The 12,570-nt window shown below is 44.5% G+C and carries 10 protein-coding genes; 9 read left to right on the top strand and 1 reads right to left on the bottom strand.

Annotated features, from left to right (window positions below; genetic code table 11):
• Positions 1 to 263 precede the first annotated feature (263 nt).
• From EIZ39_RS19710 to EIZ39_RS19685, 6 genes are all read left to right on the top strand, one after another.
• Entirely contained in the window at positions 264 to 1,328 is a 1,065-nt protein-coding gene (locus EIZ39_RS19710) for a DUF3048 domain-containing protein (protein ID WP_164985184.1), read from the top strand.
• 233 nt (positions 1,329 to 1,561) lie between these two features.
• A complete protein-coding gene (locus EIZ39_RS19705; RefSeq protein ID WP_129202000.1) occupies positions 1,562 to 1,861 on the top strand; it encodes a YerC/YecD family TrpR-related protein in 300 nt (99 codons plus the stop codon).
• 105 nt (positions 1,862 to 1,966) lie between these two features.
• On the top strand, positions 1,967 to 2,662 hold the full coding sequence (pcrB, locus tag EIZ39_RS19700; RefSeq protein ID WP_129201998.1) for a heptaprenylglyceryl phosphate synthase: 696 nt from the start codon (positions 1,967 to 1,969) through the stop codon (positions 2,660 to 2,662).
• Positions 2,663 to 2,709: 47 nt separating this feature from the next.
• On the top strand, positions 2,710 to 4,920 hold the full coding sequence (gene pcrA / locus EIZ39_RS19695; protein WP_129201996.1) for a DNA helicase PcrA: 2,211 nt from the start codon (positions 2,710 to 2,712) through the stop codon (positions 4,918 to 4,920).
• A 349-nt stretch (positions 4,921 to 5,269) separates the two neighbouring features.
• Positions 5,270 to 7,270 carry an NAD-dependent DNA ligase LigA gene (gene ligA / locus EIZ39_RS19690; protein WP_129201993.1) on the top strand — a complete coding sequence of 667 codons (2,001 nt, stop codon included), beginning with the start codon at positions 5,270 to 5,272 and terminating at the stop codon, positions 7,268 to 7,270.
• A 219-nt stretch (positions 7,271 to 7,489) separates the two neighbouring features.
• Positions 7,490 to 7,642, top strand: a complete 153-nt coding sequence (locus EIZ39_RS19685; protein ID WP_129201991.1) for an anti-repressor SinI family protein — start codon at positions 7,490 to 7,492, stop codon at positions 7,640 to 7,642.
• 71 nt (positions 7,643 to 7,713) lie between these two features.
• Here EIZ39_RS19685 and pdxR read toward each other — a convergent pair whose 3' ends face one another.
• On the bottom strand, positions 7,714 to 9,144 hold the full coding sequence (gene pdxR, locus EIZ39_RS19680) for a MocR-like pyridoxine biosynthesis transcription factor PdxR (RefSeq protein ID WP_129201989.1): 1,431 nt from the start codon (positions 9,142 to 9,144) through the stop codon (positions 7,714 to 7,716).
• Positions 9,145 to 9,269: 125 nt separating this feature from the next.
• On the opposite strand from pdxR, the gene EIZ39_RS19675 reads away from it, so the two are divergent.
• The 3 genes from EIZ39_RS19675 to EIZ39_RS19665 all read left to right on the top strand — a co-directional run bounded on the left by EIZ39_RS19675 (position 9,270) and on the right by EIZ39_RS19665 (position 12,531).
• Positions 9,270 to 9,857 carry a GNAT family N-acetyltransferase gene (locus tag EIZ39_RS19675; RefSeq protein ID WP_129201987.1) on the top strand — a complete coding sequence of 196 codons (588 nt, stop codon included), beginning with the start codon at positions 9,270 to 9,272 and terminating at the stop codon, positions 9,855 to 9,857.
• 67 nt (positions 9,858 to 9,924) lie between these two features.
• A complete protein-coding gene (pruA, locus tag EIZ39_RS19670) occupies positions 9,925 to 11,472 on the top strand; it encodes an L-glutamate gamma-semialdehyde dehydrogenase (RefSeq protein WP_129201985.1) in 1,548 nt (515 codons plus the stop codon).
• Between the two features lie 105 nt (positions 11,473 to 11,577).
• Positions 11,578 to 12,531 carry an MraY family glycosyltransferase gene (locus EIZ39_RS19665; RefSeq protein WP_129201983.1) on the top strand — a complete coding sequence of 318 codons (954 nt, stop codon included), beginning with the start codon at positions 11,578 to 11,580 and terminating at the stop codon, positions 12,529 to 12,531.
• Positions 12,532 to 12,570: the final 39 nt, after the last annotated feature.

The raw sequence follows: 12,570 nt of genomic DNA, 5'->3' as shown, positions 1-12,570 counted from the left end.
GGTAGTCGGTTTCGTTCATTTTAACTATTTTGTTCCTAAACGACTTTTAACGCTTGTTATGGAGCAAATAACGAACTCCATGTCCTATAACCAGTCTCTTGCAGCCTTTTTAGGAGAAATAACGCATCGTATGTCCGCTCAATCGAACGGAACCGGGGTCATATTACATTGACATGCATTCCCTAAAATTTTCAAGGAAAGGAGGAATCCTCCGTTTTATTGTCGAAAGAAAAAGAACAGAAAAGAAAGAGAGGCGAACGATCATGAAGAAGTGCTTGTTTTTTGTTTTGCCCCTTGCTCTTTCCCTGGTGCTCTCAGCCTGTGGGAATGACGATACGGCGTCGAAGACCGAACCGGAACCACCGCAAGTAGAGCAACCGCAGCAACCGGAACAGACAGAGCCTGCTGCCGAACCGGAGGAGCAGAAGGAGACCTTTAAATACACAACCCCTTTAACTGGGATGGGTACGAATGATGAACTCCCTAAGCGTGTTATCATGGTTATGGTTAATAATGACCCGAAGGCACGACCGCAATCCGGTCTAGATAAAGCTGACATTGTTTATGAAGTACTGGCTGAAGGCTCAATCACTCGTTTTGTTGGGATTTATCACAGTGATAAGCCTAAGGTCATCGGTCCTGTTCGCAGTATAAGGTCTTATTATATTGATATCGGAAGTGGATTCGATGCGATCATGGTTCATGCCGGAGGAAGCCCGGCGGCATTGGCGACCCTAGGAACTAAGGGGATGGCTAGTTTTAATGAGATCGGAAGAGCAGGTCCTTACTTTTGGCGTGAAAGCTTTAGGAAGGCCCCACATAATCTGTACACCGATCTAGACAAGATCTGGGATGGTTCACAGAAGCTAGGGTTTCGTATGGAAGCAGAGGTCCCGCAGTTAACTTTCAAGGATCCGGAGGAAGAAGCTAAGGGGACGGAAGCGAAGAATGTGGAGATCAGCTATACTAGCCAGTATGTAGTCGGCTACGAGTATGATAGCGAACAGAAGCTTTACAAGAGAATTACATCTGGTCAGGCTCATAAGGATCTAACAACAGATGAACAGTTAACTGCTGTGAACGTAATGGTTCTTGCTACGCCACATAAGATTCTTGACCAGGCAGGGAGACGAGATGTAAACGTCTTTGGTCCAGGGAAGGGATACTTATTCCAGCAAGGGAAGGCTCAAGAGATCACTTGGGAGCGTAAGGGCGGTCTGATCCGGGCCTATATCGATGGTAAGGAGGTCCAGATGTACCCAGGAAATACATGGGTTAACATTATTCCTTCTGTACCGTCTTTAAGTGAGGCTGTGAAGTTTCAATAGACCGAGTGTTTAGGCTCGGTTTTTTTTATTAATTTTTGTGGATTATTCTAGTAAAAAAGTTTATTATTCAATTAGCATTCTAGTAAATAGCCGAATTCCTCTAGCTGAAAGCGATTACTTATTGCAAAAAACTACATTATGAAATAATATAATATTATAGGGGCTTTAACTCGTAAAAATTTTAAAGTGGCAAATCACTGCAGTATTCCATAAGCATGAGAGGTGAATTATTAATGCAGTTAGATAAACTTAAAGGCAAGGAATTAGATCAGCTTTTCCATGCTATACTGTCGTTAAAGAATATTGAAGAGTGCTATACCTTCTTTGATGATCTATGTACTATTAATGAAATGAAATCTATGGCTCAAAGACTAGAAGTGGCCCGCATGCTTTCAGAGGGATTTACTTATAACCAGATAGAAGATGAAACCGGTGCCAGTACGGCAACAATCTCCAGAGTGAAGCGTTGTTTGAATTACGGTAATGACGGCTATCAGCTTGCTCTAGATAGAGTTCAACAAATTGGAAAATAAGGAATATAATAAGAAGAGGGCATTCCGCTTATGGAGGCCCTTTTTCTTTTGTTCCTGCCTCTAGAATTCGGTATAATAAACCCAGTTAATGAGGAGGGTACCGCAATGATCAATATGAAAGAGTGGCGGCACGTGTTCAAGCTAGATCCAGAAAAAGAAATATCTGATGAAAATCTAGAAAAAATATGTGAATCGGGTACGGATGCGATTATTGTTGGCGGAACGCAAGGCGTTTCATATGACAATACAATCGATCTGTTAGCAAGGGTAAGGCGTTACCTTATTCCTTGTATTTTGGAAGTATCCAATGTGGAAGCGGTCGTTCCAGGGTTTGATTATTATCTTCTTCCCTTGGTTCTTAATGCGGATAAGAAAGAGTGGATCTTTGGGAAGCATATAGAAGGCCTGATGGAGTATGGAGCATTAGTGAAATGGTCAGAAGTGGCTGTTGAGGGGTATATTATATTAAATCCACAGGCGGAAGCTGCTCGACTGACAGGAGCCATTACAGACCTTGATAAAGATGAAATTAAGGCATATGCCCGTTTAGCCGATCAAATGTTAAAATTGCCTGTCTTATATCTAGAGTACAGTGGAGCATATGGAGACCCTGAAGTAGTAAAAGAAGTAAAATCTGTTACTCATGACGCACAGTTATTTTATGGTGGGGGAATAAGGACATTAGAACAGGCTAAAGAAATGGCAGACTGGGCAGACACTGTCGTGATAGGTAACATCCTATATGAAGATATAAAACTGGCGTTACAAACTGTTGCATCAGTGAAAGACGTGATAAAATAGAAACGAGTGTTCTTGTTTTAAGTGATAGAGGAAGGATTGAAGAACAGATGAGTATATTTTCGGGAGAGCAGGATGTTTTGAAGGGCCTCAATCCTGAGCAACGCAAAGCGGTAGAGACAACCGAAGGGCCTCTACTCATTGTTGCTGGTGCAGGAAGTGGTAAAACAAGAGTGTTAACCCAGAGAATTGGATATTTATTAAGACAGAAGCGTGTGGCGCCTTGGAGCATCTTGGCGATCACCTTTACGAATAAAGCGGCCCGCGAGATGAGAGAGAGAATAACTGGCATAGCCGGACCAGTTGCAGAGGATATCTGGATTTCTACATTCCACTCCATGTGTGTGCGAATTTTACGCAGAGATATTGATCGGTTAGGCTATAACCGCAACTTTACGATTCTAGACTCGGGTGATCAGTTATCTGTGATAAAGCAATGTCAAAAGGAGCTGAACATTGACCCGAAGAAGTTCGATCCTCGAGCGATTCTTTCCGCCATTAGTTCAGCGAAGAATGAGCTGAAAGGCCCTAAAGAATACGGTAACCTGATTGGAGATCTGTTCCAAGATGTTGCTCATAGGGTCTATGAGCTCTACCAAAAGAAGCTAAAGAGCAATTCAGCTCTGGATTTCGATGATTTGATTATGATTACGATTAGATTGTTTAAGGAAGTACCTGATGTGTTAGGATTCTATCAAAAGAAGTTTCAATACATTCACGTTGATGAATACCAGGATACAAATCGTGCTCAGTACATGCTTGTCAGAATGTTAGCGGACAAGCATCATAATATTTGTGTGGTGGGTGACGGCGATCAATCCATCTATGGTTGGAGAGGAGCCGACATCACCAATATCTTGAACTTTGAAGAAGATTATCCAAATGCAACAGTCGTTAAGCTGGAGCAGAATTATCGCTCTACGAAACGGATATTACAAGCGGCCAATATGGTGATTAGGAATAATGCCAGCAGGAAGGCCAAGAACCTCTGGACGGATAACGACGAGGGGCAAAAGATTCATGTCTTTAATGCGGATGCGGAGCATTCAGAGGCTTTCTTTATTGTGGATCGGATTAAGCATGCACTATCAAACGGAAAGCGATATAGGGACTTTGCTGTCCTCTATCGTACGAATGCTCAGTCTCGTGTGATCGAGGAAGTTTTCCTGAAGTCAAATATACCATACGGAATCGTCGGAGGAACGAAGTTCTACGATCGCAAAGAGGTAAAGGATGTACTAGCGTATTTGCGTCTGATCAGCAATCCGGACGATGACATCAGTTTACAGCGTATTATTAATGTTCCGAAGCGGGGTATCGGACAAACTTCCATAGATAAGATTGCCGCCTATGCTGCACAGCATGGAATATCCATGTATAAGGCGATTTTGGACAGTGACCAGATGGGACTATCAGGCAAGGCCGCGAAAACCATCGTAGACTTTGCCCAGATGATTCAAGACTTAGAGCAAATGAATGAGTACTTAAGTGTTACGGAGTTAACGGAAGAAGTCCTTAAGCGTACAGAGTACAGAGAAATGTATCAATTAGAGGGAACTCTAGAAGCAAAGGCGCGTTTAGAGAATATTGATGAATTCCTATCTGTGACCCTTGATTTTGAAAATAAAAATGAAGATAAAAGTTTAACTTCCTTCTTGACCGAGTTAGCCCTTGTTGCTGATATTGACTCGATGGATGACGAGGATACGGATAATAAAGTGATCCTGATGACCCTGCATAGCGCGAAGGGATTAGAATTCCCTGTGGTGTTCTTAGTGGGCTTGGAAGAAGGGGTATTCCCTCACTCTCGTGCTCTGTTCGAGGACTCGGAGATGGAAGAAGAACGAAGATTAGCCTACGTGGGAATTACGAGGGCTGAAGAGGAACTTTACCTGACACGGGCTAAGATGAGGACCTTATACGGAAGAACGACAATGAACCCGGCTTCTCGTTTCTTAAGTGAGATACCGGAGGAACTGCTAGAGGGAGAAGAACGCAAGCAAGCTGTGAAAGCAGCGGCGCCACGGACCTTCCAAAGGCCTGCAAGTATTGGTACAGCTCATGCGGCAGCCCAACAAGGAGCCGATGTCAACGCAGATTGGAAGCTTGGTGACAAGGTAGAGCACGGGAAATGGGGACAGGGAACCGTAGTCAGCATGAAAGGTCAAGGGGATGGATTAGAGCTAGATATTGCTTTCTCCGCTCCGACGGGAATTAAGAAGCTACTAGCTAAATTTGCCCCAATCAAGAAGTTAACGTAGGTATTCAAGGCAATAACCGGAAGTTTTTCCTCTATTCTTCTTAAGTAGCCCAACATGGCCAAAATAGCGGAACGAATTCCGCTTATTGGCCTCTTAAACCCAAGAATCAGCTGCTTTTGGACAATTAACAGGAAATTCTCTGCTTATTTGGGTCCAAAATGGACGATCGAGCTGCTTAACGGAAAAAATTCCGGTTAAAGGTTCAGGCGATCCGCCAGGCGGCCTAGTGACCTGAAAAATAACCGGACTTTTCTTCTCTATTCGGTTATGTGACTGAAAACAAGAAATTTTTCTCGGGTTTTTTCTCGTTTTGTTAACTTCATACCACCTGCAAAAAAAGGAGAACGATATGGATTTAATGGCCGCTCAAACAAGGGTTGAAGAATTGCGGGAAGTTATAAATAATCATAACTACTTTTACTATGTAAAAGATAATCCTCAAATTACGGACCAGGAATATGACCAATTAATGAGAGAGCTCATGGACTTGGAATCGAAGTTTCCAGCTTTGAAGACAGCCGATTCCCCAAGTGTAAGGGTTGGAGGGGAGCCGCTTCCTTTCTTTGAAAAGGTAGAGCACCGTATTCCGATGCTCAGTCTTGGAAACAGCTTCGGTGCGGATGATCTAAGGGATTTTGACCGCCGGGTAAGACAAAATGTAACGACGGATGAGGTCCGCTATGTGTGCGAACTAAAGATTGACGGATTAGCGGTGTCTTTACGTTATGAGAACGGAGTGTTCATTCAAGGAGCCACACGTGGGGATGGGTCTATCGGAGAAGATATCACTCAGAATCTTAAGACGATCCGATCGCTTCCTTTGCGCCTTTCTGAGCGAAGAACGATAGAGGTGCGTGGCGAAGCGTTTATGCCGCGTAAGGCTTTCGATAAACTGAATAAAGCAAGAGCAGAGCGAGAGGAGCAGCTGTTTGCCAATCCGCGTAATGTAGCAGCGGGATCCCTTCGTCAATTAGACCCAAAGCTGGCAGCAGAAAGGGAGTTGGATCTTTTCCTTTATGGAATCGGCATGCTTGAAGGTGAGCAAGTGGATTCTCATAGCGAAGGTTTGGACTACTTAGAAGCCCTAGGATTTAAAGTAAACCAAGAACGCCGAGTGTTTTCATCTATTGAGGATGTGATCGAGTTTGTAGAAGGTTGGACGGAGAAGCGAAGTCAGCTTCCTTATGATATTGACGGGATGGTCATCAAGGTAGATAGTTATGCACAGCAACGGGAATTAGGCTTCACTGCAAAGAGTCCGCGTTGGGCTACGGCCTACAAGTTTCCGGCAGAGGAAGTCGTGACGATTCTAGAAGATATTGAAGTAAGTGTGGGACGAACAGGAGCGGTCACTCCTACAGCCATCCTCAAGCCCGTAAGTCTTGCAGGGACTACGGTTAAACGAGCGTCTCTTCATAATGAAGATATCATTCGAGAAAAAGGGCTTATGATCGGCGATCACGTAATTGTGAAGAAAGCGGGAGATATTATCCCAGAAGTAGTCGGGGTCTTAGCCGAAAGAAGAACAGGTGAGGAACGTCCCTATTCCATGCCTACCCATTGTCCGGAGTGCGAGAGTGAGTTAGTACGACTAGAAGAGGAAGTAGCCCTTCGCTGTGTCAATCCTTCTTGTTCAGCTCATATCCGTGAAGGGTTAATCCACTATGTATCACGTAACGCTATGAATATTGACGGATTGGGTGAAAAGGTGATTACGCAGCTTTTTAACCATGAGCTTATTCGAGATGTGGCGGATCTCTACTTCCTTGAAAGAGAGTCGCTTCTTGCCTTGGAGCGGATGGGAGAGAAGTCAGTTGATAACCTTCTTGCTGGAATTGAATTAAGTAAGCAAAACTCGATGGAAAAGCTAGTATTCGGGTTGGGGATTCGTCTTGTGGGAGCGAAAGCTGCGAAAACTCTTAGCCAAACCTTCCTTACTTTAGATCGCTTAATGGAGACTACGGAGGAAGAGCTTATTGCCATTGATGAGATTGGACCTAAAATGGCTCATAGCGTAGCGGCGTATTTTGCTATTCCGCAGGTGAGGGAAACGATTGATCGTTTAAGACAAGCCGGTGTCAATTTTGAGTATAAGGGACCTCGTTTAGAGGAAATAAGCAGTGACTCTCCTTTTGCAGGGAAGACAGTGGTGTTAACAGGAACGCTAGAGCAGATGAGCCGAAAAGAAGCGCAGGCTGCTGTGGAAGAGAGAGGCGGAAAAGTATCCGGAAGTGTTAGTGCGAAGACGGATTACGTCGTAGCTGGTGAGGCGGCAGGATCTAAGCTGAAGAAGGCTCAGGACTTAAATATTGCGATTTTAACAGAAGAAGAGTTTATGAAGTTGTTGTAAACAGGATAAGTGGCGTAATGATTCCGCCTATTGAGACTAATAGGGCTAAACCGAGTGAAATAAGGAGAAGTTTTTTCTTCTGTTTGTCCAGGTTTAGCCCTAATTCAAGATATCAGTACAAAAGTACCACTTTTGATGAAAAAATAGTACAAAAGCACTAATCATGTGTTATCATGATTAGAAGTAGTTCAGTATCTTAAGCAACAAGGGGGAGAAGATATGGAACGCAAAACGCTGGAAAAAGAATGGATGGAGCTTGTAGTAGAAGCTATGAATGCAAATGTAAGCAAGGAAGAGTTTAGAGCATTTTTAGAGCGTAAGAAGATGCAAAAGGAGGAAGATCAAAGGGCAGCTTGTCTAGATAAAATGTAAAACGTGGGAAGAAAGCTTCTTCTTAAGGTCTTGTTGTTTATGAGAGAGCCTCGAAGAAGCTTTTTCTAGGTCTACCAGTCAACCCTACCCATGATCTTTATTCCTTCCCTGATTTCCTCGAACGTTGGATGAGAAAAGCCAAGGCAAGCCGCAGGTGGGCTGGCACCATAGAAGTAAGGCGAGGCATCCGTCCAGGTCACCCCATTTTCCGAACAGCTTTGTTTAAACGAAAGATACTCCTCAAGCTTTCCCTTCCACCAACCATAAACATGCAGTCCTCCATCAGAAGGTACCCATTCAAAGAGATCACCTAGCTGTTCCTCAAGTAGGACAGACATAACTTCATATTTTCGACTGTAAATTCTTTTCATTCTTCGAAGATGGCGCTCGTATTGGCCGCTGTTCATAAAGGCAGCTACGGTTCTCTGTTCCACAATAGAGGAAGGGTGAGGATCGAACAGCTGTCTTGCCTTCATAAAAGGAACAATTAGGGAGGAAGGCAGTACAGCATATCCGATTCTAAGATCCGGAAGCAATGTCTTTGAAAATGTACCAATGTAAAGAACTCGATCCTCACGATCCAAGACCTTAAGGGGCTCAATGGGCCTTCCCTCGCGTCTGAACTCACTATCGTAATCATCTTCTACGATAAGAGCATTCTGCTTGTTTGCCCATGCAAGGAGTTCTAGCCTTCTTTCTAAAGTCGAAACAACTCCTGTTGGAAATTGCCGACTCGGAGTCACGAACACGAGATGGCTCTTCCAGTCCTGTGGGACAATACCTTGATCATCTACATCTGCTGGGAGAGGAATTCCTCCTGTTGCCATGATGGCATGATGGATACCGGTATAACTCGGATTTTCGATCACCACTTGGTCCCCTGGGTTAATTAATAATTGAGCGATAAGGGCAATGGCTTGCATGGAGCCGCCCACGATGACAATATTTTCGGGATTCGTGTTGATTCCCCGTGCGCGTCGGAGATAATACGCAATAGCTTCTCGAAGTGGATAATGACCGGCGGACTGGAATGCTTCCTTGCGGGATTGGCTAGTTAACTCTCTGACCATCGAATACATCACCCGGTTCCACTCTTCTGAAGGAAAGGCGGAGAGATCAGGATAACCAATGGAAAAGTCTATTGTTGCGTGTTTCTCGATTCTTTGTCTAAGGGGGATGGCTTCTAATCGCTTCGCCCACTCGGAGATGGCCACAACGCGCAATGGCTGATGATGGTTGGAGTGATTCACGAATGGATAACAGACATAGGTGCCACTTCCTACGGTACCTGATATATACCCTTCTGCAGCGAGCATATCGTAGACTTGACCCACGACTCCACGCGAAAAAGAATAAACCTTCCCGAACTCTCGACTAGACGGAAGCTTCGTTCCTTTAACAAGAGTCCCAGAATGAATAGCATCCTTTAAAGCATGATAAAGGGCTAGATATTTATACTTATACTTCTTTTCATAATCGCTAAGAGGGAATAGGAAGTCCATCTATTAAACTCCTTCACCATAATTGGTCTATAAAAACAAGGATAAAATGGACCTTTTTATCTGTCAATAATTCTTCTAACATGATGAAAGTAGAAGTCTTTTTGGATAGAGGGAGAGTGTTAGATATGAAAGTTGAACCTATTACCTTAGAAGGAAGGCGAGTCAAGCTAGTACCCATTAGTCCTATCCATATCGAGGGATTAATAAAGGCTGGCCAAGCACCAGAGATTTGGCCTTACATGCCTTATCCTGTGAACTCGAGGGAGAGTGCAGAGATTTTCATTCGGGAAGCGATAGCGGAACAAGAGGCAGGTCAATCCGTCGTTTTCACAATTATAGATAAGGAGTCGGATCAAATCGCAGGCAGTACTCGTTATCTAGAAATTGTATCTGCCAACCGAGGGCTCGAGATTGGGTGGACATGGATCAATCCTTCTTTCTGGAGGACTAGAGTGAATTCGGAGTGTAAGTATCTTCTTCTACGTCATGCCTTTGAGGAGTGTGGTGCGATTCGAGTTCAGTTAAAGGCCGATTCTCGGAATGAGCGTTCTTGTACAGCGATAGCCCGTTTGGGAGCTCAGTATGAAGGAAAGCTGCGCAATCATCGTATTCTGCGTGATGGGTACTTTCGAGATACAGTCTACTTTAGCATTCTTGACCGTGAATGGTCGGGAGTGAAAGATAAATTAGAGAGGGTGTTAAAGGAGGTTTAGGCCCTTTACACATTTCTCTCCTTCATTGGGCAATCTATGAGTAACTGATTGAAGGAGGGAATGACCCGTGTTAATTGATTATCGTCCTGAACCGTTTACGGATTTTACGGATGAAAGAAATCGTAAAGAATTTGAGCAAGCTTTGCAAAAGGTGGAGGGTGAGCTTGGTCAACATTATGACTTAATTATTGGTGGAGAAAGAATAAAAACAGAGACTAAAATGACATCCATCAACCCGGCGAACAAAAGCCAAGTTATAGGAACCGCTTCCAAAGCTGACCGTGATTTAGCGGAGAAGGCCATTCAGACGGCTGCCCACACCTTCGAAAGCTGGAAAGCCGTTCCCCCTGATCATCGAGCGAGATACTTGTTTAAAGCGGCTGCGATTATGAGGAGACGTAAGCATGAGTTCTCAGCATGGCTGGTAAAAGAAGCGGGTAAAACCTGGCCGGAAGCAGATGGAGATACGGCGGAAGCAATCGATTTTATGGAGTACTACGCTAGGCAAATGGTGAAGCTTGGCGAGCGTCACCCGCTTACCAGACTGCCGGGTGAAGATAACGAGTTGTACTATATCCCACTTGGTGTCGGGGTTGTAATTCCGCCTTGGAACTTCCCTCTGGCGATTATGGTGGGGATGACCACAGCAGCCATCGTCGCAGGGAATACAGTCGTTCTTAAGCCTGCAAGCACCACCCCTGTTATCGCTGCGAAATTCTTTGAAATCTTAGAGGATGCAGGATTACCGGAGGGCGTTGTGAACTATACTCCTGGAAGCGGAGCAGAGGTAGGGGACTATTTGGTGGATCATCCTCTTACTCGTTTTATTAGCTTTACGGGGTCGAGAGAAGTAGGACTTCGAATAAATGAGCGGGCGGCGAAGTTTGCTCCTGGCCAGAAGTGGATCAAGCGATTGGTTGCTGAGATGGGCGGTAAGGATACCATTGTTGTGGATCGGGATGCTGATCTTGAGCTAGCTGCTCACGGGATTACGGTTTCCGCCTTCGGGTTCTCTGGCCAGAAGTGTTCCGCTTGCTCTCGAGCGGTAATCCATGAAGAGGTTTATGATGAAGTCTTGTCTAGAGTGGTTGAGCTCACGAAGGGCCTTAAGATGGGAGATCCAGCGGAAATGCATAACTTCATGGGACCTGTTGTAGACGAGGGGGCCTATAATAAAATTCTGGAGTATATTGAGATTGGCAAGCAAGAAGGGCGTTTAATGACCGGAGGGGCAAAAGGGGATGAAACTGGATATTTTATTCAGCCCACAGTCTTTGCAGATGTAGACCCGAAGGCGCGAATTATGCAAGAGGAGATCTTCGGGCCGGTTGTTGCTTTTACTAAAGCTCGGGATTTTGATCATGCCTTGGAGATCGCAAACAATACTGAATATGGTCTCACAGGTTCCGTTTATTCTCGGAATCGTGCTCATCTTGAAAAAGCGCGGACAGAATTCCACGTTGGAAACTTGTACTTTAACCGCAAGTGTACAGGTGCAATTGTAGGGGTACATCCCTTCGGAGGCTTTAATATGTCAGGAACGGATTCTAAAGCGGGAGGACCAGACTATCTATTATTGTTCACGCAAGCGAAGTTGACTTCAGAGCTTCTTTAAAATCAAAGAAGAATCGCTTTTGTCTCCAAAAAGAGGCACGGCGATTCTTTTTTCATTTTTAGGTCAAACTAACGTAACATAGCAAATTTAAAAGGGCGGTAAGATATGGTTTATTTTCTTGTAGTAGGCCTGTTTGCTTTTTTCGTTGTTTACCTGTTAATTCCGGTAACCAAGCGGATAGCGATCCAACTAGGGGTTGTGGACCAGCCGAACGCACGTAAGATTCACCGCGCACCCATTCCTTTATCAGGTGGACTTGCTATTTACATAGGTGCGATGCTCACTTTATTTCTCTTCTTTGAGACGACATCGCTTCATTTTGTCTTGGCTTGGGGTGGCTTCATCCTTCTTTCACTTGGGCTAGTAGACGACTGGTTTAAATCCCAAGGAAAAGATTTTCCAGCGTGGCCGAAGTTAATTGGACAGGTGGGAAGTGCGGTCTTTGCTTACCTATTAGGAATTCGGTTCTTCGGTTTAGGTGAATTTTGGACAGGTGGGGGATTATACGTCTTCCCCGCATGGCTGTCCCTGCTTGCTACTGTATTTTGGATTGTTGGATTTATTAACATGATTAACTTTCTCGATGGTATGGACGGGTTGGCTGGGGGAATTACGGCGATTTCCTCGATGACTTTATTTACGATTTCGATTTTGCGTGGCCAACAGGATGTCGCGATTCTTGCGGTTATCATTATTGGAGCAAGCTTGGCATTCTTAAAGCATAATTTTCATCCGGCGTCAGTTTTTCTAGGAGATGCTGGTTCGATGTTCCTTGGCTATACCATTGGGGTGACTTCATTGTACGGAGCCATGAAAAGTGCGACCGTAGCGACATTTATTATCATTATATTAGCTTTAGGGGTTCCCGTGTTTGACACGATTCAGGTAATTTTAACGCGAATTCGAGCTGGATCACCCATTTACAAAGCCGATCGCCGACATGTCCATCACCGGCTACTAAGCAATGGATTAACTCAAAGACAAGCCGTCATGGTGATTTATGCCATGGGTATCGGTTTCTCCATTCTTTCTTTGTTATTATTTCTGTATATCGGGTAGACGTTCTGAAACTTTCCATAATCTGGCGCGTAAAAGGTA

The organism is Ammoniphilus sp. CFH 90114, from assembly GCF_004123195.1.
Lineage (GTDB): Bacteria > Bacillota > Bacilli > Aneurinibacillales > RAOX-1 > YIM-78166.
This window is presented reverse-complemented; position numbering and strand designations above follow the sequence as displayed.

Bases quoted from the DNA above. Each gene is read 5' to 3' on its own strand.
- EIZ39_RS19710 (WP_164985184.1), top strand. From the start codon at position 264: ATGAAGAAGTGCTTGTTTTTTGTTTTGCCCCTTGCTCTTTCCCTGGTG.
- EIZ39_RS19705 (WP_129202000.1), top strand. From the start codon at position 1,562: ATGCAGTTAGATAAACTTAAAGGCAAGGAATTAGATCAGCTTTTCCAT.
- pcrB (WP_129201998.1), top strand. From the start codon at position 1,967: ATGATCAATATGAAAGAGTGGCGGCACGTGTTCAAGCTAGATCCAGAA.
- pcrA (WP_129201996.1), top strand. From the start codon at position 2,710: ATGAGTATATTTTCGGGAGAGCAGGATGTTTTGAAGGGCCTCAATCCT.
- ligA (WP_129201993.1), top strand. From the start codon at position 5,270: ATGGATTTAATGGCCGCTCAAACAAGGGTTGAAGAATTGCGGGAAGTT.
- EIZ39_RS19685 (WP_129201991.1), top strand. From the start codon at position 7,490: ATGGAACGCAAAACGCTGGAAAAAGAATGGATGGAGCTTGTAGTAGAA.
- pdxR (WP_129201989.1), bottom strand. From the start codon at position 9,144: ATGGACTTCCTATTCCCTCTTAGCGATTATGAAAAGAAGTATAAGTAT.
- EIZ39_RS19675 (WP_129201987.1), top strand. From the start codon at position 9,270: ATGAAAGTTGAACCTATTACCTTAGAAGGAAGGCGAGTCAAGCTAGTA.
- EIZ39_RS19665 (WP_129201983.1), top strand. From the start codon at position 11,578: ATGGTTTATTTTCTTGTAGTAGGCCTGTTTGCTTTTTTCGTTGTTTAC.